Origin of the sequence: Ruegeria atlantica (assembly GCF_001458195.1) — a bacterium.
Taxonomy (GTDB): domain Bacteria; phylum Pseudomonadota; class Alphaproteobacteria; order Rhodobacterales; family Rhodobacteraceae; genus Ruegeria; species Ruegeria atlantica.
Window position 1 is genome coordinate 16,486 of sequence record NZ_CYPU01000074.1, and the last position, 21,746, is coordinate 38,231.

At 58.3% G+C, this 21,746-nt stretch carries 26 protein-coding genes; 18 read left to right on the forward strand and 8 right to left on the reverse strand.

Annotation, left to right across the window (positions count from 1 at the left end; genetic code table 11):
* Positions 1-11: 11 nt before the first annotated feature.
* The gene (locus tag RUA4292_RS22805) at positions 12-1,367 is read right to left on the reverse strand and encodes a formimidoylglutamate deiminase (RefSeq protein ID WP_058279690.1); all 1,356 of its coding nucleotides are present in this window, start codon (positions 1,365-1,367) and stop codon (positions 12-14) included.
* Between the two features lie 81 nt (positions 1,368-1,448).
* On the opposite strand from RUA4292_RS22805, the gene hutI reads away from it, so the two are divergent.
* The 8 genes from hutI to RUA4292_RS22845 all read left to right on the forward strand — a co-directional run bounded on the left by hutI (position 1,449) and on the right by RUA4292_RS22845 (position 8,763).
* Positions 1,449-2,654 (forward strand): imidazolonepropionase, encoded by a 1,206-nt coding sequence (gene hutI / locus RUA4292_RS22810; RefSeq protein WP_058279691.1) that lies wholly within the window; start codon positions 1,449-1,451, stop codon positions 2,652-2,654.
* Positions 2,654-4,189, forward strand: coding sequence for a histidine ammonia-lyase (gene hutH / locus RUA4292_RS22815; protein WP_058279692.1), 1,536 nt, complete (start codon positions 2,654-2,656; stop codon positions 4,187-4,189). The genes hutI and hutH overlap by 1 nt, the downstream gene beginning before the upstream one ends.
* Complete coding sequence (gene hutG / locus RUA4292_RS22820) at positions 4,189-5,007, forward strand: N-formylglutamate deformylase (protein WP_058279693.1); 819 nt, start codon at positions 4,189-4,191, stop codon at positions 5,005-5,007. Before hutH ends, hutG begins: the two co-directional genes overlap by 1 nt.
* The gene (gene hutU / locus RUA4292_RS22825; RefSeq protein WP_058279694.1) at positions 5,004-6,686 is read left to right on the forward strand and encodes a urocanate hydratase; all 1,683 of its coding nucleotides are present in this window, start codon (positions 5,004-5,006) and stop codon (positions 6,684-6,686) included. Before hutG ends, hutU begins: the two co-directional genes overlap by 4 nt.
* A gap of 68 nt (positions 6,687-6,754) precedes the next feature.
* Positions 6,755-7,633 carry a phosphoserine phosphatase SerB gene (serB, locus tag RUA4292_RS22830; protein ID WP_058279695.1) on the forward strand — a complete coding sequence of 293 codons (879 nt, stop codon included), beginning with the start codon at positions 6,755-6,757 and terminating at the stop codon, positions 7,631-7,633.
* 40 nt (positions 7,634-7,673) lie between these two features.
* Positions 7,674-8,003 carry an ArsR/SmtB family transcription factor gene (locus RUA4292_RS22835; protein WP_058279696.1) on the forward strand — a complete coding sequence of 110 codons (330 nt, stop codon included), beginning with the start codon at positions 7,674-7,676 and terminating at the stop codon, positions 8,001-8,003.
* Complete coding sequence (locus tag RUA4292_RS22840; RefSeq protein WP_058279697.1) at positions 7,991-8,419, forward strand: SRPBCC family protein; 429 nt, start codon at positions 7,991-7,993, stop codon at positions 8,417-8,419. Before RUA4292_RS22835 ends, RUA4292_RS22840 begins: the two co-directional genes overlap by 13 nt.
* Before the next feature lie 23 nt (positions 8,420-8,442).
* Positions 8,443-8,763 (forward strand): YciI family protein, encoded by a 321-nt coding sequence (locus RUA4292_RS22845; RefSeq protein ID WP_058279698.1) that lies wholly within the window; start codon positions 8,443-8,445, stop codon positions 8,761-8,763.
* Positions 8,764-8,766: 3 nt separating this feature from the next.
* Here RUA4292_RS22845 and RUA4292_RS22850 read toward each other — a convergent pair whose 3' ends face one another.
* Positions 8,767-9,765, reverse strand: a complete 999-nt coding sequence (locus RUA4292_RS22850) for an asparaginase (protein WP_058279699.1) — start codon at positions 9,763-9,765, stop codon at positions 8,767-8,769.
* Between the two features lie 178 nt (positions 9,766-9,943).
* Between RUA4292_RS22850 and RUA4292_RS22855 the strand changes: the two genes are divergently transcribed.
* The 5 genes from RUA4292_RS22855 to RUA4292_RS22870 all read left to right on the forward strand — a co-directional run bounded on the left by RUA4292_RS22855 (position 9,944) and on the right by RUA4292_RS22870 (position 13,467).
* Complete coding sequence (locus RUA4292_RS22855; protein ID WP_058272619.1) at positions 9,944-10,477, forward strand: invasion associated locus B family protein; 534 nt, start codon at positions 9,944-9,946, stop codon at positions 10,475-10,477.
* A gap of 171 nt (positions 10,478-10,648) precedes the next feature.
* Complete coding sequence (locus tag RUA4292_RS25045) at positions 10,649-10,816, forward strand: hypothetical protein (protein WP_199520039.1); 168 nt, start codon at positions 10,649-10,651, stop codon at positions 10,814-10,816.
* Positions 10,817-10,963: 147 nt separating this feature from the next.
* The gene (locus tag RUA4292_RS22860; protein ID WP_058279700.1) at positions 10,964-11,341 is read left to right on the forward strand and encodes a lysozyme inhibitor LprI family protein; all 378 of its coding nucleotides are present in this window, start codon (positions 10,964-10,966) and stop codon (positions 11,339-11,341) included.
* Between the two features lie 79 nt (positions 11,342-11,420).
* Positions 11,421-12,608, forward strand: a complete 1,188-nt coding sequence (gene rlmN / locus RUA4292_RS22865) for a dual-specificity RNA methyltransferase RlmN (RefSeq protein WP_058279701.1) — start codon at positions 11,421-11,423, stop codon at positions 12,606-12,608.
* A 232-nt stretch (positions 12,609-12,840) separates the two neighbouring features.
* Positions 12,841-13,467, forward strand: coding sequence for a cytochrome P460 family protein (locus tag RUA4292_RS22870; RefSeq protein ID WP_058279702.1), 627 nt, complete (start codon positions 12,841-12,843; stop codon positions 13,465-13,467).
* Positions 13,468-13,474: 7 nt separating this feature from the next.
* Here RUA4292_RS22870 and RUA4292_RS22875 read toward each other — a convergent pair whose 3' ends face one another.
* Both RUA4292_RS22875 and RUA4292_RS22880 read right to left on the reverse strand, forming a co-directional pair.
* Complete coding sequence (locus RUA4292_RS22875) at positions 13,475-13,819, reverse strand: hypothetical protein (protein ID WP_058272615.1); 345 nt, start codon at positions 13,817-13,819, stop codon at positions 13,475-13,477.
* Positions 13,816-14,733, reverse strand: coding sequence for a DnaJ C-terminal domain-containing protein (locus RUA4292_RS22880; RefSeq protein ID WP_058279703.1), 918 nt, complete (start codon positions 14,731-14,733; stop codon positions 13,816-13,818). Before RUA4292_RS22880 ends, RUA4292_RS22875 begins: the two co-directional genes overlap by 4 nt.
* A 158-nt stretch (positions 14,734-14,891) precedes the next feature.
* Here RUA4292_RS22880 and RUA4292_RS22885 point away from each other — a divergent pair, with 158 nt between their 5' ends.
* Positions 14,892-15,275: a hypothetical protein gene (locus tag RUA4292_RS22885; protein WP_058279704.1), complete on the forward strand. Its 384-nt coding sequence runs from the start codon at positions 14,892-14,894 to the stop codon at positions 15,273-15,275.
* On the opposite strand, the gene RUA4292_RS22890 is transcribed toward RUA4292_RS22885, so the two are convergent.
* Both RUA4292_RS22890 and RUA4292_RS22895 read right to left on the reverse strand, forming a co-directional pair.
* Positions 15,276-16,376 (reverse strand): cystathionine gamma-lyase, encoded by a 1,101-nt coding sequence (locus RUA4292_RS22890; RefSeq protein WP_058279705.1) that lies wholly within the window; start codon positions 16,374-16,376, stop codon positions 15,276-15,278.
* Between the two features lie 3 nt (positions 16,377-16,379).
* The gene (locus RUA4292_RS22895; protein WP_058279706.1) at positions 16,380-17,222 is read right to left on the reverse strand and encodes an LOG family protein; all 843 of its coding nucleotides are present in this window, start codon (positions 17,220-17,222) and stop codon (positions 16,380-16,382) included.
* 79 nt (positions 17,223-17,301) lie between these two features.
* Between RUA4292_RS22895 and RUA4292_RS22900 the strand changes: the two genes are divergently transcribed.
* The 3 genes from RUA4292_RS22900 to dapD all read left to right on the forward strand — a co-directional run bounded on the left by RUA4292_RS22900 (position 17,302) and on the right by dapD (position 19,800).
* Positions 17,302-18,219, forward strand: a complete 918-nt coding sequence (locus RUA4292_RS22900; RefSeq protein ID WP_058279707.1) for a threonine/serine dehydratase — start codon at positions 17,302-17,304, stop codon at positions 18,217-18,219.
* Between the two features lie 44 nt (positions 18,220-18,263).
* The gene (locus RUA4292_RS22905; RefSeq protein WP_058279708.1) at positions 18,264-18,863 is read left to right on the forward strand and encodes a GntR family transcriptional regulator; all 600 of its coding nucleotides are present in this window, start codon (positions 18,264-18,266) and stop codon (positions 18,861-18,863) included.
* A gap of 109 nt (positions 18,864-18,972) precedes the next feature.
* The gene (dapD, locus tag RUA4292_RS22910; protein ID WP_058279709.1) at positions 18,973-19,800 is read left to right on the forward strand and encodes a 2,3,4,5-tetrahydropyridine-2,6-dicarboxylate N-succinyltransferase; all 828 of its coding nucleotides are present in this window, start codon (positions 18,973-18,975) and stop codon (positions 19,798-19,800) included.
* Between the two features lie 57 nt (positions 19,801-19,857).
* On the opposite strand, the gene RUA4292_RS22915 is transcribed toward dapD, so the two are convergent.
* Entirely contained in the window at positions 19,858-20,193 is a 336-nt protein-coding gene (locus tag RUA4292_RS22915) for a cupin domain-containing protein (protein ID WP_058279710.1), read from the reverse strand.
* 114 nt (positions 20,194-20,307) lie between these two features.
* On the opposite strand from RUA4292_RS22915, the gene RUA4292_RS22920 reads away from it, so the two are divergent.
* The gene (locus RUA4292_RS22920) at positions 20,308-20,652 is read left to right on the forward strand and encodes a DUF8846 family protein (RefSeq protein ID WP_058279829.1); all 345 of its coding nucleotides are present in this window, start codon (positions 20,308-20,310) and stop codon (positions 20,650-20,652) included.
* Here the strand turns inward: RUA4292_RS22920 and RUA4292_RS22925 are convergent.
* Complete coding sequence (locus tag RUA4292_RS22925) at positions 20,649-21,707, reverse strand: transporter substrate-binding domain-containing protein (RefSeq protein WP_058279830.1); 1,059 nt, start codon at positions 21,705-21,707, stop codon at positions 20,649-20,651. The genes RUA4292_RS22920 and RUA4292_RS22925 overlap by 4 nt on opposite strands.
* Positions 21,708-21,746 lie beyond the last annotated feature (39 nt).

A 21,746-nucleotide genomic window follows, 5' to 3' on the forward strand; every position in this document is an offset into this window, starting at 1 on the left:
AGTAGGTGCGTTTAGACGTCTGCCAAAAGATCGGCAATCGCCGACCGGTACGCGGGAATTATCCGATCTCGTTCGATGTGGCGGCCTTGCTGCACCATGTGGCGCCCTGCTGACCAAAGATCGGTCACCAATCCATCGGGTGCAGCAAAGCACAGACCGTCCAGCACCTGTTCGTCAGTTAGTGCGCAGATCGTGGGATGAGATCGGTCGATCGCCACAAGGTCGGCCAGCTTGCCGACAGTGATTTCCCCGGCATTTCGTCCCAATGCCTGTGCGCCGCCTTGTACGGCCCCTGTATATAACGCCTGGCCGACAGAGCCTTCGTTTTTGACCAAAACCGTCCGCGCATGGTCCCGCAGGCGTTGGGAATATTCCAAAGTCCGCAGTTCTTCAGGCAGAGAAATTCTGACGTTAGAGTCTGATCCCACGCCAAAGCGACCACCTTCTTCGACATAAACTGCACCGTTGAAAATACCGTCGCCCAAATTCGCCTCGGTAATCGGGCACAACCCGGCAACGGCGCCCGAACGCGCAACGGCGCGTGTTTCGGCATCTGTCATATGAGTTGCGTGGATAAGGCACCACCGGTTATCGACGTCGACATTGTCCAGCAGCCACTCGACCGGCCGCTGTCCAAGCGCGGCCTCTACATCGGCCACTTCCTTTAGCTGTTCGGCGATGTGGATGTGGACGGGACCATCAGGAGTGGCATTCAGAACCTTGCGCAAATTCGAAGGCGATGTTGCCCGCAGAGAATGCGGGGCGATACCGATCACAGAATCCGCATGCGGTGGGGCCAAGCGGCATTCGTCAACCAAATTCAGAAACTGATCCACAGAATTGCCAAAGCGTAGCTGACCGCCCGCCAAGGGTTGTTGTTCGACACCGCCGTAGGTGTAGAGAACCGGAAGGTGCGTCAGCCCGATTCCAGTTTGGGTGGCCGCGGCAAATATGCGCTGGCTCAGTTCCGATACGCGGTCGTAGCGTCCGCCGCCCGGCTGGTGATGGACATAGTGAAACTCACCGACCGAGGCATATCCGGCCTCTTGCATCTCCAGATAGACCAAAGCGGCAATGGCTTCGACGTGGCCTGGGGTCAATCTGTCCAGGAACCGGTACATCAAGGTGCGCCAGGTCCAAAAGCTTTCGCGCCCGGCGGCGCGCACTTCGGTCATACCGGCCATCGCGCGCTGAAAGGCGTGGCTGTGCAGGTTTCCCATGGCTGGCAGCAAGACATCAACCTGTGTGTCTCCGGATCGCGCGGTCGCTTGTGATTCCAGGCTTTGGATCTGACCGCGCGCGATTTCTACCCGCAAGTTACTGACCCAATCAGAGCCTAATAAAGCCGTTTTTGCATGGATGGTCATTGCATTTCCATTTTGTGTAGACTTTAAACTTTTATACGTATACGAAAAATCTAACGCCAAAGGGAGCCCAAAAGAATCGATATGGTCAAAAAATCTGTCCTTTTGAGCACGCGGGTGGCGACCATGGACGATGGCGTCGAACCTTATGGGATGGTTCAGGACGCAGCACTTGCTGTTGATGGTGAGAAAATTACCTGGATCGGACCACGGAATGCGCTGCCTGCTGACTATTCTGACTGGCCGACCGTGGACTATGGCGACCGGCTGATAACGCCGGCGCCAATCGACGCCCACACACATGTCGTCTTTGGTGGCAACAGGGCGGTCGAGTTCGAAATGCGTCTGAATGGTGCCTCGTATGAAGAGATCGCGCGCGCAGGTGGTGGAATTCTGTCGACTGTCACAGCGACCCGTTCGGCCAGCGAAGAGGCCCTGTTAGAGGATGCCTTGACGCGAGTGGACGCCCTGATGGCCGAGGGCGTGTCGTGCATTGAGGTCAAATCGGGCTATGGTCTGGACACCGACACAGAGCTCAAGATGCTGCGCGTCGTGCGCCGGATCGGCCAAGTGCGCCCGGTGCGAGTGAAAACAAGTTTTCTAGGAGCACATGCGGTGCCGCCTGAGTTTCAGGCGCGCGCCGATGCCTACATTCGCGATGTTTGCATCCCGACTCTGCGTTTGGCGCATGAAGAGGGGCTGGTGGATGCCGTTGATGGCTTTTGCGAGGGGATCGCCTTTGATCCGTCTCAGATCGCTAAGGTCTTCGATGTGGCGAAAGAATTGAACCTTCCCGTCAAGTTGCATGCAGAGCAGCTTTCGAACCTCGGAGGGGCAGCCCTGGCGGCTTCGTACGGGGCGTTGTCGGCAGATCATATCGAATATCTGGACCAGGCTGGCGTGGCCGCCATGGCACAGGCCGGAACCGTGGGTGTGCTGCTGCCGGGGGCGTTCTATACGCTGCACGAAACGCAGGCGCCGCCGGTTGAACTGCTGCGCCAGTATGGGGTGCCGATTGCGCTGGCGACGGATTGCAACCCTGGCTCGTCCCCTCTGACGTCGCTTCTGCTGACCATGAATATGGCTTGCACCTTGTTCCGTCTGACGCCGGAAGAGGCATTGGCTGGCGTGACCCGCAATGCGGCGCAAGCCTTGGGCCTGACCGACACTGGCACAATAACTGAAGGCAAACGCGCGGACCTGACGGTATGGGACATCACGCACCCAGCCGAGCTGTCCTATCGGATTGGCTTCAACCCGCTGCACGCCCGCATTTTCGGGGGTTTGTAATGAAGACCCTGTCGCTTGTGCCCGGTCAGGTCACGCTGTCGGATCTGTCCGAAGTGTATTGGTCGCAGCCCGCAGTATCGCTGGATGATGGGTGCAAACCCAAGGTGGAAGCTGCAGCCAAACGCATTCTCGAAGCGGCGGCCGGGGAAGACCCGGTTTATGGCGTTAACACCGGGTTCGGAAAGTTGGCCAGCCACAAGATCGCGGCCAAGGATACTTCGACCCTTCAGCGCAACCTGATCCTTAGCCATTGCTGCGGCGTTGGTTCTACCGTGCCTCGGCGTGTTACCCGGTTGATGATGACGCTAAAGCTGTTGTCTTTCGGACGCGGAGCATCGGGCGTGCGTTGGGAGCTGATCGACCTGTTGCAGCAGATGCTGGCCAAGGGCGTGACCCCGGTTATTCCCGCGCAGGGGTCGGTCGGGGCCTCGGGCGATCTTGCGCCCCTGGCGCATATGACAGCCGTAGTCATCGGTGAAGGTGAAGCCGAGGTTGACGGAACCATCCTGCCCGGGGGGGAAGCGCTAAAATCAGTTGGATTAGAGCCTATTCAACTCGGTCCGAAGGAAGGGCTTGCCTTTATCAACGGCACGCAATTCTCGACTGCTTTTGCGCTGGCCGGTCTGTTCGAAGCCTGGCGTGCAGCGCAAAGCGCGCTGGTCATCTCGGCCCTGTCGACGGATGCGATCATGGGGTCGACCGCGCCCTTGCAGCCCGAAATCCATACCCTGCGTGGGCACCGCGGCCAGACCGAAGCCGCCAGCGCCATGCGTGCCACATTGGCTGGGTCCGAGATCCGCGAAAGCCACCGGGATGGCGACACGCGCGTTCAGGACCCTTATTGCATCCGCTGTCAGCCGCAGGTCACCGGCGCGGCCATGGACGTCATGCGCCAAGCGGCCACCACGCTTGAGATCGAGGCGAACGCGGCCACCGACAACCCGCTGGTTCTGACTGAGGCGGGTGCCATCGTTTCAGGTGGAAACTTTCATGCCGAACCGGTCGGCTTTGCCGCAGACATGATTGCGCTGGCAGTGTCCGAGGTTGGCGCGATTGCGCAGAGGCGCATTGCCTTGATGGTCGACCCGACGCTCAGCTTTGATCTGCCGCCGTTCCTGACGCCTGATCCCGGGCTGAACTCGGGCCTGATGATTGCCGAAGTTACGACCGCCGCCTTGATGAGCGAGAACAAGCACCTTGCCAACCCTTGCGTGACTGACAGCACACCGACCTCGGCAAACCAGGAGGATCACGTGTCGATGGCTGCACATGGCGCGCGGCGTCTGACGCGGATGGTCGAGAACCTGAACTACATTCTGGGTGTTGAGTTGCTTTGTGCAGCTCAGGGGGTGGAGTTCCGCGAACCGCTGGCAACCAGCGAACCGTTGCAACGGGTCATAGATAGGTTACGGGCAGAGATCCCAACACTGAACGAAGACCGCTATTTGGCACCCGATCTAGAAACATCCAAGTGCTTGGTGGCTGAGGGTGACATCCTTGGGGCAGTGGGTGCCCAGATGCCGGGGCTGTTCTGATGCAGGTGTTCAGTGTTCAGCGCGGGGACGGTCCCATTGTGCTGGGCCAGCCTCATGGCGGAACTTATGTGCCAGACGAAACAGCGGTCCGTCTGAATGACAACGGGCGCGGTTTGGCCGATACGGATTGGCACATAAATAGGCTCTATAAAGCGATATTGGATGATGTCACTGTCGTGCAGTCGCATGTTCATCGCTACGTCATCGACGCCAATCGTGATCCGTTAGGCGCCTCGCTATATCCGGGCCAGAATACCACCACCCTTGTGCCTCTGACCGATTTCGACGGGCAGCAGATCTGGAATGACGGGCAATCACCATCCGAGGATGAAGTCGAAGATCGACGGCGCAAATACCACGCACCTTATCACGCTGCCCTTCTGGATGAACTGAACCGTGTGCGGGACCAGCACGGAGTGGCGATCCTGTTTGATTGCCACTCGATCCGATCGCTCATCCCGTTTCTGTTCGAAGGCGAATTGCCGGTGTTCAACACTGGAACCAATGATGGGCTGACGTGTGACACGGCCATTGAGCAAGCGGTGCACGACGTGGCGAGCAAGGCCCAAGGGTTCACTTCGGTACTGAATGGCCGGTTTCGCGGGGGATGGACCACTCGCCACTATGGTCGCCCTTCTGATGGCATACACGCTATCCAGATGGAGATCGCGCAGCGGGCTTACATGGACGAGACATCCCCGTGGACATGGCGCGAGGACCGCGCTGCGAAACTGCGCCCCCATTTGATAACCATGCTGACCCGCCTCAACGATCTTGCCCTCTCGGGCGCATTGACCAGACAAGGAGCCCAGAAATGAGCGATCCGCGCAAAAACACCCGCGATATCTATCCACCGACCGGCCCGGAGTTGAACGCCAAAAGCTGGGTGACCGAGGCCCCGCTGCGGATGCTGATGAACAACCTGCACCCGGATGTGGCCGAGAACCCGCATGAGTTGGTGGTCTATGGCGGCATCGGTCGCGCGGCCCGCACGTGGGAGGATTTCGACACTATTGTTGCCGGTTTGAAGGATTTGGAGGAAGACGAAACGCTGATCGTCCAGTCCGGCAAGCCGGTCGCGATCATCCGCACGCACAAGGATGCGCCGCGGGTGCTGATCGCCAATTCCAACCTCGTGCCCCATTGGGCGACTTGGGATCACTTCAACGAGCTCGATAAGAAGGGCCTGATGATGTACGGCCAGATGACCGCTGGTTCGTGGATCTATATTGGGACGCAGGGTATCGTTCAGGGCACCTATGAGACCTTTGCCGAGGCAGGGCGTCAGCACTACGACGGTGACCTGACAGGCAAGTGGATTCTGACCGGAGGTCTGGGTGGAATGGGCGGCGCGCAACCGCTGGCGGCCGTGTTCGCAGGCGCCTCATGTCTGGCTGTTGAGTGTAACCCGGACAGCATCGATTTCCGCCTACGGACCAAATACCTCGACGAAAAGGCCGAAACGCTGGACGAAGCGCTGGAGATGATGGACCGCTGGACCAAGGCTGGCGAAGCGAAGTCGGTTGGTCTGCTAGGCAATGCGGCAGAGGTTTTCCCCGAGATCTATGCTCGGATGCAGGCGGGCGGGATGCGTCCCGATATCGTCACCGACCAAACCAGCGCGCATGATCCGATTAACGGTTATCTGCCATTGGGCTGGACTATGGGAGAGTGGCGCGAGAAGCGTGAAACAGATCCTAAATCGGTGAAAAAAGCCGCTCGCGCTTCGATGAAGCAGCATGTCGCGGCGATGGTGGATTTCTGGAACGCGGACGTTCCTACGCTGGATTACGGCAACAACATCCGGCAGGTCGCTCAGGATGAGGGGCTGGAGAACGCCTTTGCCTTCCCCGGCTTTGTACCCGCCTATATCCGCCCGCTGTTTTGCAAAGGCATCGGCCCGTTCCGCTGGTGTGCTCTGTCGGGCGACCCCGAGGACATCTACAAAACCGATGCCAAGATGAAGGAACTGTTCCCCGAGAATGAGCACCTGCATCGCTGGATCGACATGGCGCAAGAGCGGATCGCGTTTCAGGGTCTACCTGCGCGTATCTGCTGGATTGGATTGGGTGACCGACACCGGGCTGGGCTGGCGTTCAATGAGATGGTCGCCAATGGCGAGCTAAAGGCGCCGGTGGTGATCGGACGCGACCATTTGGACTCGGGGTCTGTGGCCAGCCCCAACCGCGAGACTGAGGCGATGCTGGATGGCTCGGATGCGGTCAGCGATTGGCCGTTGCTGAATGCGCTGATCAACACAGCGAGCGGGGCGACATGGGTGTCTCTGCATCACGGTGGTGGCGTCGGAATGGGCTTCAGCCAGCACGCGGGCGTCGTGATCTGTGCCGATGGCACCGAAGATGCCGCGCGTCGGTTGGAAAGGGTTCTCTGGAATGACCCGGCCTCGGGCGTTTGGCGCCATGCGGATGCTGGGTATGACGTCGCGAAGGATTGTGCGCGGGCCCACGGGCTGCGTCTGCCGGGTATTTTGGGCTAGTTCGAAACAGACTCTGGCGAAAATGCTGCACCTGCGATATGCGCAGGTGAGCTTGCCGGAGATCGAATATGTACGTTGCCACCCTGTTGACCAACCCCGATGTGTCTAATCTGGATTTGGCGTTGGTCAATTCCTTGCGGAACGCATGGGGCGGTGGTGAGATCGTTTGGCTCAGCCCGGATGAAACTGCAGAGTTTTCCCTGGCCGAAATGCCGGGCAACCGGTGGGATGTCTGGGCGGACCTGCAGCAAATGGGCGTGGATCTGGTTGTCCAACAGTCTGAGGGTCGCCGTAGCAAGATGCTGTTGGCCGATATGGACAGCACCATGATCCAACAGGAATGTATCGACGAACTTGCGGATGCGGCCGGCGTCGGCGAACGCGTCAAGGACATTACCGCACGTGCGATGAATGGCGAGTTGGACTTTGAGGGCGCGCTGACCGAGCGGGTCGGCCTGCTGAAAGGTCTGGATGAGGCGGTGATCGGCAAAGTACTGGACGAACGCATCACTCTGATGCCGGGCGGCAAGGAACTGGTCGCGACGATGCGCCAGAACGGAGGCTATGCCGCCTTGGTCTCGGGCGGTTTCACGGCGTTTACCGCAAAAGTGGCCGAGGTGCTGGGCTTTGACGAGAACCGTGCCAACACCCTGCTGGCCCAAAACGGAAAACTGACCGGGGATGTACTGCGGCCCATTTTGGGGCGTCAAGCCAAGGTGGATGCCTTGGAACAGATCACCGCGCGACTGGGCTTGCGTGAAGAAGACGTTATTGCCGTAGGCGACGGGGCCAACGATCTGGGGATGCTGCACCGCGCGGGAACAGGGGTGGCCCTGCATGCCAAGCCCACGGTTGCCGAGCAATGCGAGGTTCGGATCAACCATGGCGATCTGACGGCATTGCTGTACGTTCAGGGCTATAGCCGCTCGGAATTTGTGTCCGCTTAAAGGTCTTCCCTTTATTTAACTTACGTGTTAAATAAAGACTATGAACACTCTGATAAATGCTTTTTCTGCTTTGTCCGATTCCACTCGGTTCTCGATCGTTGAGCAACTGATGCAGGACGGAGAGCTGCCTGCCGGTGACCTGATCCAAGGGCGCGGTATGTCGGGCGCAGCGATTTCGCGTCATCTGAAAGTGCTGCGCGAGGCCGGATTGGTGCAACAGCGCGCCCACGGCACCCAGCGGATGTATTCTATCCAGCCTGACGGGCTGCGGGCGATTGCGGAATGGACGATCTCGAAACGTCAGTTCTGGGAAAACAGCCTCGATCGTCTGGGCGACCTGATTGAAAGGGAAAACTCATGGCCGACCTGAAACTGGAACGCGAGTTCCCGACCACCCCCGAAAACCTGTTTGCCTGGATAAGTGACGGGGCGAAGCTGTTGCAGTGGTGGGGGCCCGAAGGGGTGCATGTGCCCGAGCATGACCTGAATTTCTCACGTACGGGGCCTTGGTATTCGATAATGAAGAATGCAGAAGGCCAGACTTTCAAAGTGTCCGGTTATGTCACCCATGTTGATCCGCCCAATTCGGTTGGGTTCACTTGGGCCTGGCATGACAATCAGGATCAGCGCGGGGCGGAAAGCCACGTGACGTTTTCGGTCGTTGCGACCGAAAACGGCGCGCGGTTGGTTCTGGACCACCGCGAACTGGCAGATGCCGAGGCTGCAGCGAACCACAACATGGGCTGGACATTGTCGCTGGCCAAGCTTGAGGCGCAGTTTCGATAAGTTTTCATTAGGGAGGAAATAAAATGCCACAATATTTGTTTGTCTATCACGGCGGAACCACACCAACCGACCCCGCTGAAGTAGAAGCAACTATGGCTGCCTGGGGTGCATGGTTTCAAGGCATGGGTGAGGCGCTGGACATACCCGGCAATCCGGTTGGTCAATCCTATACGGTCAGCAACGGAAGCGTTGTTGACAATGGCGGTGCAAATCCGGCGTCCGGTTTTACCGTCATTAAGGCCGACAGCATTGATGCCGCGACCGAAATGGCCGAGGGCTGTCCCATGGTGGTCAACGGTTCAGGCTCGGTCGAGGTGGCCGAGGTGCATGAAATCGAAATGTAACCTTTAGCCGGGGAACCCCGGCGCAGGTCTGATCTCGCCACATTCCAGCCCGCGACGGCTGTATTGCATGGCATTCATGAATTTGCGGGTGGCCGGGTGATCGGCCTCCAGCACACCAAGGCTTACCAGAATCGCGGCGATTGCGCATTCGCTGGCGCGGGTGGTGCCATCAGTGATTTTCAGCGCAACACCCATTCGTTTCTCCGGGATGATGGCAATGAACACCGCCTCAGCCCCGGTTTTGATTGCGGCGCGACCGTCCATAGCGCGCATCAGTTCTGTACAGGCGCGGCTTTCGCCCGCCACAAGTTCGGGGTGCTTGATCATAGCCGCCGAAAGCTGTTGCGCTGCGTCGCTGGCACGGTCCGACCGATCTGCGGCCGAGGCAAACCACGCCATCGAACGCGCCAGTCCGACCAGTGACGTCGCAAAGTTCGGGGCCGAACATCCGTCGATTCCAAAGGCAGGGCTGGTTTCCCCAGTGGTTTCTTCCAGCGCGGACAGGCAGGCTTGCTGTACGGGGTGGTCGATCTCAAGGTATTCCGGTCCCGCACCCATGTGCTGCGCGACCGTCAGAAACCCGCAATGTTTGCCCGAGCAATTGTTGTGGATCTGGCAGGGCGTGTCATCGGCAAGTATCAGCCCGTCGCGCGCGGCCATGTCCTGCGGTTCTTGCGGGCCGCAGCGCAGATCGTGTTCGGTCAAGCCCAAGTGATCCAGCCAGGCAGTAACCCTGTCGGTATGGATATGTGCGCCGCTATGCGAGGCACAGGCGAGGGCCAGATGCTCGGAGTTCAGGCCATATTTGGCGGCTGCACCCGATGTGATCAGCGGCAGCCCCTGGATCATTTTTGCAGACGACCGAGGGTAAATCACCGCGTCCGGATCGCCCCAACTGCGTACAATTTGACCGCTGTCGTCGCAGATCACTGCATGGCCAAGATGCAGGCTTTCCAGTAAGGGGCCTCGCCATAGTTCTGTCATTGGTACCGGCTGCGTCATCTGGCCCCTCCATTATATGCGCAAAAATCTGCCAATCGCCCTTTCGCCTGTGGCGAAACCTGCGTTAGTGTGTGTATGTCGACAATCATCGGAATACGCAACTTACAGACGAACCGACAGAGTTCGTATGCGGTCTCGATGGGTATGAGGTATTAGGTCGAGCTAGGAGGCTGGACAGATGGGATTAAAACTCGTCCGCACAATTGCGGGTCTGTGCGTGGCAGGAATGGCCACAACCGCAATCGCTCAGCAGGCGACCAGCACCAATCGGGTTGCTGCGAAGACCGACTGGAGCGTTTTTGTGGAGAAAGATCCCACAGAGTGCTGGAGCGTATCCGCGCCCAAAGAGACTGTGAACACCAAAGGCGGACGCGTGGTTTCGGTGCGCCGCAGCGACATCCTGTTGTTCGTGTTCTACCGCCCGAATGCCGAAGTCAAAGGTCAGGTGACCTTTACCGGCGGCTATCCTTTCGCGGCAGGATCGACGGTCACCCTTGAGATTGACGGCACCGAGTTCGCTTTGATCACCGAAGGTGAATGGGCCTGGCCGGCAACCGAAGGCGAAGACCTGAAGGTCGTCGCAGCGATGAAGCGCGGCACCGAGGCCGTTCTGACCGCCCGGTCCGAGCGCGGAACCCAGACCAAAGACACATTCTCGCTGTTGGGTTTCAGTGCTGCGATCGAAGACGCCGAAAAGCGCTGCACCCAATAAGCCAGGACAATAGGTTTACGCAGCCCCGTCATTTGGCGGGGCTTTTTCGTGGGCGACCATACGTGTCATCCGATCTTTACGCCACGTCCACCACCCCAAATTGATCCGCATCAAGGCAAGCGATCCATCTTTCTGAACCAATCAGTTCAAATTTATGGAAGGAGCTTATCCATGCTGAACAAACCTCTTGCTGTCGTGTTGGTAGTCGCCGCCGTGTTTTTGAGTGCATGTGAAAAAAACAACGAAACATATCCGGTTTCTGGCGAGCAATGCGGCCCGAAAGACCCCGTGCAAACTTTGGACGCGGATGATTGCGACATCCTACCTGCAGGTATCTGACATGTTCACCTGACCTGATTCCTCGCAATCGTAATGCAGATAGTTCGGTCGCATCGGTTTGGCCTTTGCGGCCGACTTGCAATTGGGACTACGGCGCAACGCGTGCTACGGTGGCCACATACAAGGGTTCATATGTGGAAACGGATAATGCGTTACGTCTTGATTGCAGTGCTTTTCTCTTCGGCCGCGTGGGCAGATCCCAGTCTGGAATGTTTCGACGCAGGTTCGCAGGTCGAAATCGGAGCCTGCGTTGGGGAGATGGAGAAACGCGTGAATATGGCTGTTGAGACAAGCTATGGCTTCGCCATGCAGTCCGCAGTTGAGTTGGACGAGGTCACAGACCGTGTGGTCGCACAACCGGCACTTGAGGCTGCACAAGAGGCATGGAGAGGATATCGCGATGCGCAATGTGAAGCAGTGGGGGCCTCATACGGTGGCGGCTCTGGTACCGGTATTGCCATTGCGTCCTGCCGCGTTGATCTGGGCCGGGCGCGTGCGGACGAATTGCTGCGCATGGCAAATTAAATGATACGAATTCTTTTGATCTTTGCACGCGATCCTATATAGAGGCGCATCCCAAGCCCGAATTCGTTGAGATAGCAACATGTCGCCCAAAGCGCCGATCACTCAAGATGTCATGACCATCCCCCGCAAATTGCCCGAGGGGAAGATCAACCTTGTCGGGTTAACCCGTGATCAGTTGCGTGACGCTCTGATCGAACATGGCACGCCGGAAAAGCAGGCCAAGATGCGGACCGGGCAGATCTGGCAGTGGATCTATCAATGGGGCGTGCGCGATTTTACCGAGATGACCAACCTCGCCAAAGCGTATCGTGCGCAACTGGCTGAGAATTTCGTTGTGGAAATCCCCGAAGTCGTGACACGGCAGGTGTCCGAAGACGGCACTCGCAAGTACCTGTGCCGTATCGCGGGTGGCCATGAGGTTGAGGTTGTCTACATCCCCGAAGAGGATCGCGGGACGCTGTGTATCTCGTCTCAGGTGGGCTGCACGCTGAACTGTTCCTTCTGCCATACGGGCACGCAAAAACTGGTGCGCAACCTGACGGCTGCAGAAATCGTCGGTCAGGTGATGATGGCCCGCGACGATCTGGACGAATGGCCGACCCCTGGTGCGCCAAAGGACGAAACACGCCTGTTGTCGAACATCGTTCTGATGGGCATGGGTGAGCCGCTTTACAACTTCGAAAACGTGCGCGACGCGATGAAGATCGCCATGGACCCCGAAGGCATTTCTCTGTCACGCCGTCGGATCACCCTGTCGACGTCCGGCGTGGTGCCGGAAATTGCGCGCACAGCTGACGAGATCGGCTGCTTGCTGGCGATCTCGTTCCACGCGACAACGGATGAAACCCGCGATTTTCTGGTGCCCATCAACAAGCGCTGGAACATCCAAGAGCTGCTGCAGGCGCTGGCAAGCTATCCCAAGGTGTCCAATTCCGAGCGGATTACTTTCGAGTACGTGATGCTGGATGGTGTGAATGATAGCGACGAAGATGCGCATCGCTTGATCGACCACATCAAAAGCCACAACATTCCCGCCAAGATCAACCTGATTCCGTTCAACGAATGGCCCGGCGCGCCTTACAAGCGCAGCTCGAACAACCGCATCCGCGCGTTTGCGAACATCATTTATCAGGCAGGATATGCCTCTCCCATTCGCAAGACGCGTGGCGAGGACATCATGGCAGCTTGTGGTCAGTTGAAATCGGCCACAGAGCGCGCCCGCAAGTCGCGCAAGCAGATCGAAGCCGAAGCGGGATTGCAGAGCTGACAAGCCCAAATTTCGTGCAAACTACGCCAAGAAATTAATTTTCTGGCCGCTGTTATTTGTATGCACAATTTGATATGTTTTGGGGGCTGAAACCGGCTGCCTAGGCCTCACGCTTGCGCACAAAGCAGTGAGAGTCGCATTCCGGTCGTGGCGCGTTTGTTCATGGTCGCTATCATTTTACACGTAACTTGCGGCGTTCAGGCGAACCTTTTGAAGCAGGTGGGCCAAATACATGTTTGTACGATTTATAAGACTGTTTCCGACATCTCTTGCGGCTTTGTTTGTGGTGGGGCTTGCTGCGCATCAGGCTGGCGCTCAATCCAGTGGTGAGGATGCTCACCTTGCCATTGAAAATCCTGCCGAGCTGTCCAAAGAAGAAGCCTTAAGCATCTACAAGTCTCTGCAGCGACGGATGGAGCGTGGCTATGCCGCCGCGCAGTTGGATTTGCTGATGAACTATCAGGCATGGCCGCTGTTCAACGACGCGCCTTACATCTCGGCAACCCATGGGCAGCGCTATGTGAACAGCTATGCCAACCGTATGGCGCACAACTATGGCACTTTGGCCGAGGGTGAAAAGCTGCCGATGGGGTCAGTGCTGGCCAAGGACAGCGTCACGGTAACCGACGAGGGCAACGTCCATCCCGGTGCCCTGTTCGTGATGGAAAAACTGGCCCAAGGTACGAGCCCGGAAACAGCGGACTGGCGTTACATCATGGTGATGCCGGATGGGTCCCTGTTTGGTGACACGATGGGCGCGCGTTCGGACGCTGTCGTCTATTGCCATGATTGTCACGAAGCGGTGGCTGATCGGGACTACACGTTCTTTGTTCCCGAAGAGTATGTTGTCGGCAACTAAGCGCAGGTTACTTGCGACCGAACCGGGCCGTTCCAATTACCTCGATCAATGTCTGACGCACCGGCTCCGGTTGCGTTTCTACCGCATTCAGTACCTCTCGTAACTCGGCCCGAAGGCCGTGCATCTGGTCGATCAGTGAGATCATCATCGACAGCGCATCAGGCTCCATCTCGTATTGGTCGTGCAGCTCGCACGCCAGCTCCAACCGCGCCACGTCGAGGGTGTGATACACCAGCCCCTGCTCGGTTTGCTCGGGAATGACGATTTCGGCAGCCAGGTATTCGGTCAGGCGGGTCGAGGTCAGGCGGGTGACGGTTGCGATCAGCTGCTCTTCGGTCAGGGTGCGGGTCATGACGGCATTCCTTTCCGCGGATCATAGCTGTGGGTTTCGCGCCATGTCTCCATGAATTGCTTCAGATCATCATCAATCTGGTCCGGCATGGACACGGTCAGTTCGATCAACTGATCGCCGCGATCGGACGAGCCGCGCTTCCTGACTCCCTTACCACGCAAACGCAGGGTTTTACCGCTGCTGGTGCCTGCGGGGACACTGACATTGACGCCACCGTCAATGGTGGGCGCGGGCACCTTGCCACCCAGAATGGCCTCATCAATCGTGATCGGTAGGGTGATATGAATGTCATCGCCCTGACGATCAAAGACCGGGTGTTTAGCCACTGACACAGTGACCAAAGCATCGCCGGGCGGGCCTTCGCCAAAACCCGGATCGCCTTTGCCACGCAGGCGGATGGTTTGTCCATCGGTGATGCCCGCAGGAATCTTCACTTCGATCCGGTCACCATCTGGCAGCGTCAGCTTTTGGCTGGCGCCGAACACCGCATCCAGGAAACTGATCTGCAGGTTGTAAGCGCGATTGTGGCCCGGCGCGTGAAATTCGTGCGTGCGCTGCTGGTATCCTCCGCGGCCACGCATGAATTCGGCAAAGATGTCTGACATGTCATCCGGGTCTGCTGCGCGCCCACGATAAGGGTTCCCGGCGGCCTCGGCATATTCGCGATAATACTGCTGCTGGGGACGTTCCTGACCCGAGGCATCAATTTCGCCACTATCGTAACGCGCGCGTGTGTCCGCATCTTTCAGCAGGTCATAAGCCGAAGCGGCGGCCTTGAACTTGGCTTCAGCCTCGTCATCCCCGGGTTTCAGGTCCGGGTGGCACTCTTTGGCGATGCGCCGATAAGCCTTCTTGATCTCGGCGGCGCTGGCGTCTTTGGCGACACCAAGAACGGTATAGGGATCGTCGCTCATCACATCTCTCGTCGATGGGGGTGGGTCTGATCTTTATGAATGTGTTTTATCATGCGATTTCAATGACCCAAAAGGAAGTGGCTTTTGAAACCGCTCGCAAATTCCTTCGAGTCTGTTAACATCTGCATGTTTCTAATTGATCATTCACGGAGAACCCCATGACGCGCAGAATAAAATCCGCACTGGCCCTGTTGGCCGGGAATGCCATCGGGTTGTTGCTTTCGACGCTATTGTTGTCGGGGTTTGCGATCAAACCGATATCATTCATCGTCGTGGTGATCGTGTTCACTCTGGTGCAGGTGGTGGCCGAGCCGCTGATCCTGAAGCTGGGTGAGAAAAAAGCCCCCTCGATCAAAGGTGGGATTGCCTTGATCGTAACGTTTGTCGGTCTGTTGGTGACGGATCTGATTACGGCAGGGCTGACAGTTGGCGGCGTTGCCAACCTGTTAGCGGCGACCCTGCTCGTTTGGCTGGGCGCGTTGATCGCCAGCGTTCTGCTGCCGATCTACGTGTTCACCGAATTGCGCGAGCCAAAGAAGTAATCACAGCGCGTTCAGGCTGCTCTCAAACGACTGCCACAATTCCTCTATTGGTTCACAGCCGACAGACAATCGGATAAAGGCCGGATCGACGTCATCGCCCCAGCGTACGCGTCTTTCGGCAGAACTGTGAACACCGCCGAACGATGTGGCCGGTCGCAGCATCGGGCAGGTGTTGATAAAAGTTTCGGCCTTTTCCTCAGTCTCTAACGTGATCGACAACAAGAACCCAAACCGGGACGTCTGCGCCTTGGCTAGAGCATAGGAAGGGTCATCCGACAGGCCGGGATAGCGGATCTGTTTCACGGCCTCATGGTCTGCCAACCGTTCCGCGAGCACTTGCGCCGATGCACACATCCGGTCGAAACGAACGTCCAGCGTTTCCAACCCGCGATGCAGCAGCCATGCCTCATGCGGGCCGGGGATCGCGCCGGAAACGCGCCGCCATTCTTCGACCCGTTCCATGATCTGCGCGTTGCGGCTGGCGACATGACCCATTAGCAGGTCCGAATGCCCGCCCATTGCCTTGGTATCCGAAGCGACCACCATGTCGATGCCCAAATCCAACGGGCGTTGACCTAATGGGGTCATCGTTGTGTTGTCGGCAATCGTGAGACCGCCCGCCGCGCGAACGGCAGTGGCGATCGCAAGCAGGTCCATCATATCCAGACCGGGGTTCGAGGGGCTTTCCAAAAAGACCACGTCAAACCCGTCGAACCCGCCTTCTGCGAACGCCGTCGTTGGACGCTCAGTAACCGAGACGCCCAGATTGGACAGGAACCGATCGGCCAGCAATCGCGTGACATAATACCCGTCCGAGGGGATCAGGATATGGGATCCGGCTTTGATCGTCGCGAACAAAGCGGCAGAAATCGCCCCCATGCCCGAAGGAAAGGTCAGGCAGGGCGCGTCTTCCAGATGTGTCAGAACATGTTCCAGATGCACCCATGTCGGGTTGTCGACCCGGCCATAGGTCGGATGCCCGTCCGGTGCGCCGGGCAGGTGGTACATGCTGCTTTGCGTCAGCGGCAGGGCCACCGGATCGCCCTTGTTCAGTGCGTTCCCACGCAGGTGCAGCATCTCACCGGTTTTTGGCGGCTTCATGTTTCAGCGCCCCGGTATTTCGTCGCGCGGTGGGGCCGGTTCCCAGTTATCGATAATGTCGACCGCCTCTTGTGCGGTGTCGACAAAGCGGAACAAATCGAGGTCCTCGTCAGAGATCGTGCCCGCATCAGCCAGCGCCTCCCAGTTGATCACTTTTTCCCAGAAAACGCGACCGAACAGCAGGAACGGTACACGTTCCATCCGGCCAGTCTGGATCAACGTCAGCGACTCGAACAGCTCGTCCATCGTGCCGAAGCCGCCGGGGAAGATGGTGATGGCGCGGGCGCGCATCAGGAAATGCATCTTGCGGATGGCGAAATAGTGGAAGTTAAAGCTGAGATCGGGCGTTACATACAGGTTCGGCGCCTGCTCGTGCGGCAGCACAATGTTCAGGCCAATCGAACAACCGCCAGCATCCTGGGCACCGCGATTTCCGGCCTCCATCACGCCCGGGCCACCGCCGGTGACGATCACGTTCTCGCGGCAACCGGTTTCATTGGATTTTTCGGTCATCAGACGGGCGAATTCCCGCGCTTCGTCGTAATATTGCGACAGGTTGGCCAGCGTCTGGGTTCGCGCGGTGTGTTTCTGCGACGGCTCAGGAATGCGTGCGCCGCCGAACATGACGATGGTCGAGGTGATCTCACGCTCGGTCATGATCATCTCGGGCTTCAGCAACTCCAGCTGCAAACGCACTGGGCGCAGCTCATCCCGGCACAGGAAATCATCGTCTGCAAAGGCAAGGCGATAGGCGGGTGAGCGCGTCTGCGGCGTGTCCGGCACCTCGCTCGCGGTCGAGCGGTCAGTCTGGGCGTCGCGGAAAGGGCTGAGGCGGTCTTCTCTCATGGGTGATGGTTCCCTGCTTGCGTGTTCATAAAACAGCTATAGGGTTCGCAGGCAGAGTGCCAGTCACGGAAGAACAAGAATGAATTGGAAGAGTGAAATTTCGGCCGCCGCCGAACGGATCAATGGGTATGCGCAGGTGACCCCGGTGATTGAAAGCCGCGTGCCCGGATTGGATTATCCGGTCGAAATGAAGCTGGAGCATATGCAGCACACGGGCAGTTTCAAAGCGCGCGGGGCGTTTAATACGCTGCTCAGCTTGGACGTGCCCGAGGCTGGCGTTGTGGCGGCTTCGGGCGGCAATCACGGTGCGGCGGCGGCGTATGCGGCACAAACGCTGGGATATCCGGCCAAGATTTTCGTGCCAGACCTTGCCGGACCATCCAAGATCGCCCTGATTGAACAGACGGGCGCAGATCTGACAGTTGTACAGGGTGAATACGCGAACGCGCTGAGCGAGGCCAAAGCGCATGAGGCAGCAACCGGGGCGATGCAAATCCACGCCTATGATGCACCGGCAACCGTAGCAGGGCAGGGCACGTGTTTTGCCGAATGGGAGGCACAGGGGCTGCAGGCTGACACCGTTCTGGTGGCCGTGGGTGGCGGTGGCCTGATTGGCGGAGCTTTGGGTTGGTTTGATGGGGCACGCAAGATCGTAGCAGTCGAACCGGAAACCTCCTGCGCGCTGAACGCGGCGCTGCAGGCGGGTGAACCGGTGGATGTCTCGGTCTCGGGGATAGCAGCCAATGCGCTGGGCGCGCGGCGGATCGGAGGGATTTGTTTCGATCTTGCGCAAGGAATGACATCTGTTCTTGTCTCAGACGAGGCGATTGCAGCCGCGCAAAAGGCGCTGTGGCAGACCCATCGCATATTGGTCGAACCGGCCGGGGCGACCGCGTTGGCGGCTTTGACCTCAGGTGTATATAAGCCAGAACCAGACGAACGCGTGGCGGTTCTGGTGTGCGGGGGAAATATTGCCCCGGACCCGCTGATGGGGTGAATTATCGACTTGTGGAAGGTGGTTAAGGATTTTATCGATAATCTATGACCACTACGATCGCCGACACAATTTACCAAAACCTCAGACAGAAGATTATCACCGGCGAATTGCTTGCCGGTGAAAAGTTGCGTCAGGATCACATCGCGCGGGCCTTTGAGACCAGCCATGTACCGGTGCGCGAGGCATTGCTGCGTCTGGAAGCGCACGGGTTGGCCCAAAGTGAGCCGCGCCGCGGTATGCGTGTTTCGGCGCTGGACCCGGCAGAAGTGCGCGAAGTGGTTGAAATGCGTGTCGCGCTGGAATCCCTGGCCTTGCAGCATTCGGTACAGAATATGACGCCTGGCGCGCTCAAAGAGGCGGATGACGCTCGGATCGCCTGTGATGCTGCGCAAACGATGCCCGAGTGGGAAGCGTGCAACCGTACCTTTCATCGCTCGATCCTGACGCCGTGCGGGTTGCCACGCCTGCTGCATGCAATCGATGACCTTCATATCGCCGGCGCGCGCCACCTGTTTGCCCATTGGCGTCCCAAGTGGGTACACCGTGCGGATGGTGATCACGCAGCCATCGTTCAGGCGCTCAAGCGCAAGGACGCGGCCACGGCGACGGCCATTCTGACCCGCCATATCCGCCGCGCAAGCTGAACACAGGTCAAGCTAGCCGCAAATCGTACCTTCTGCGTCGCATTGCACCGCGAGATGCAGTTGCGTATAGGCCAAACAAACGTGAACAGATTCTGCAGGGAGCCATCCGATGTCCAACGCGCAACTGGAAACCGCTATCGAAGCCGCCTGGGAGGCGCGCGACACCATCACGCCCGCCACCACCGGCGAACAACGCGAGGCGATCGAGGATACGCTGGCCGCGCTGGACAGCGGTTCGCTGCGGGTTGCTGAAAAGCTGGAAAGCGGTGATTGGCATGTGAACCAGTGGGCCAAGAAGGCAGTTCTGCTGGGCTTTCGCATCAAGGATATGGAAATCCAGACCGGCGGTCCGCAGGACGGCGGCTGGTGGGACAAGGTGGACAGCAAGTTCGCCGGTTGGGGTGAAAACCAGTGGCGTGCCGCTGGCTTCCGCGCGGTTCCGAACTGTGTTGTGCGCAAATCGGCCTATGTCGCACCCGGCGTGGTTCTGATGCCGTCCTTCGTGAACCTGGGCGCCTATGTCGACGAAGGCACCATGGTCGATACTTGGGCCACCGTTGGTTCCTGTGCGCAGATTGGTAAAAACGTACACCTGTCAGGCGGTGTTGGCATCGGCGGAGTTTTGGAGCCAATGCAGGCTGGCCCGACCATCATCGAAGACAATTGCTTTATCGGCGCGCGCTCCGAAGTGGTCGAAGGCTGTATCGTCCGCGAAGGTTCGGTTCTGGGCATGGGTGTCTTTATTGGCAAGTCCACCAAGATCGTGGATCGCGAAACCGGCGAAGTCACTTACGGCGAAGTGCCGCCATATTCGGTGGTTGTCGCGGGCTCGATGCCGTCCAAGAACAACGTCAACCTGTATTGCGCCGTGATCGTAAAGCGTGTGGACGAGAAGACCCGTTCGAAAACGGGGATTAACGAACTGCTGCGCGACTAAATCAAGTGCGGATTTGAAACGGGGCTGTAGCGTATCTCGCTGCAGCCCTTTTTTTGTTTATCCTTTGACTGGATAGCGGTCGGGTTCCTCAAACACGTCGATCACGCGGCTTCCGGCTTTGATTTTCCCGCCGTGTTCAACACCAGACGGGATCGAGTAACTGTCGCCGGGGCGATAGGTCTTAATTTCTCCGCCTATTGTCAGTTCAACCTCGCCCTCGACCACCGTGCCCCATTGCGCCTTGTGTGAATGCGGTGGCAGTTCGAAATCCTTGAGGAAGGTGAAGAACGCGACCAAACCCGCATCTGACCGGATGACGGCGGTTTGCACCACGTCCTCGGGGAATGGGACGTCGAGGCTAGGGAAGTCTGTAATAAAATTTGGGTAGGCCATGAAAAATCCTTTGCAGTTTGAAATGGGTTTTCGCGGGTACTATGGACGTGCTGGGGGCTTCCCGCAATTCCCGGCTGCTTGACCACGGACAGGCGCGCGGCTATGGCCCCCTGCATGGAAAAGCAAAAGAAACCGTCCCGTCAGCAAGTTTATACATTGCTCGTTCAGATTGGCCGCAAAGAAGGCGACGGCTTGCCCGAAGGCGCGACCGGAGCAGCGCTGATGTGTTTTGCTAGCGGCGTGGATGAGGCTGAAGCGGTGCGTGAAACCGTGGCGATCCTGAAACAGGCCGACACTGCGCCACTGGACGTTACCGGTTATGGAACTCTGGCCGAGCGTGAGGCGCAGGGGCACGACATCGACCCGGACGAACGCGACTTGATGCAGCGGGCCTTAGACGAAAACGCCGTTATCGTGGCGCAAATGACGCCGTTTTTCGGGGATGAAGAACCGGCTTAGTTTCGCACCCCGAACCATTTGCGGTAAATTTCATCATAGGTGCCGTCTTCGCGCAGCGCGAGCAGAGCCTGGTTCACGTCCTCGACCAATGGCGAGCCGGTTGGGAACGCGATCCCGTAATTCTCTCGCAGAAAAACACCGCCAGTCATCGATGCGATCCGACGTCCTTCATGCGCCGCGTAATAGGACAGGATCGGCGCGTCAAAGACAACGGCGTCCAACTCCTTATCCTGGAATGCGGTCAGCACATCATCCAGGTTTTCATAACCGGAAAATTCAATCTCGCGCCGGTTCAGGAAGTTTGCGGCAGTTGAGTTCGAGATTGTGCCCACCTGCTTGCCGTAAAGATCGTTGACTGAGTTCACGTTGCCGCTGATGGCATCCACGGTCATGACCGACGTGATGCGCGCTGTGAAGACCGATACGATGAACAGTGAGGACACCACCAGTACCACGCCCAGCAACCGTCCGAACGGAGTGCGCGGCATGCGTTCCTCGAAACCGCCATTGACCACAAGATTCAGCGCCCACCAGAATGACGGGAACCATGCCTCATTCAGCTTACGGTCGAAATAGGGCTGGGCTCGACGCTCAAACCCCCACATCAGCATCCCGCCGCCAAGCAGGATCGCAAAGGCCAGTCCGATGGCGATGAACAATTCAACGGACAGCAAAGCGTGCAGCAGCGATGGTCTGCGCGCTGCATCCGATGGCACCATGATCTGCAGACCGGCCTCGAATATGGGCTGGCTGAAATCCATCTGCGTTTCACGCGCAGCCGTGATCGAGATATTGGCCACAGCCAGGTCCGCGGTTCCTTCCTGCACGGCACCCAGCATATCGCTGAAGGCCTCGACCCTTGTGACCGAGTAGTCCCAATTCAGTGCCTCGGACAGGGCTTGCAGCAGGTCCATTGAAAAACCGGTTTGGGCCCCGTACTCGACATAGGAAAACGGGGGGCGGGTCACGGTCGTGACCGAAAGCGTCTGCGCCTGGCTTTGCTGTGCAAGAACGGCGAAAGTCAGGCAGATCCAAACGAGAAGCGCACGTATCATCGTCAATTCACCTGTTTCGCGGCCCTCTAACGCAGATTT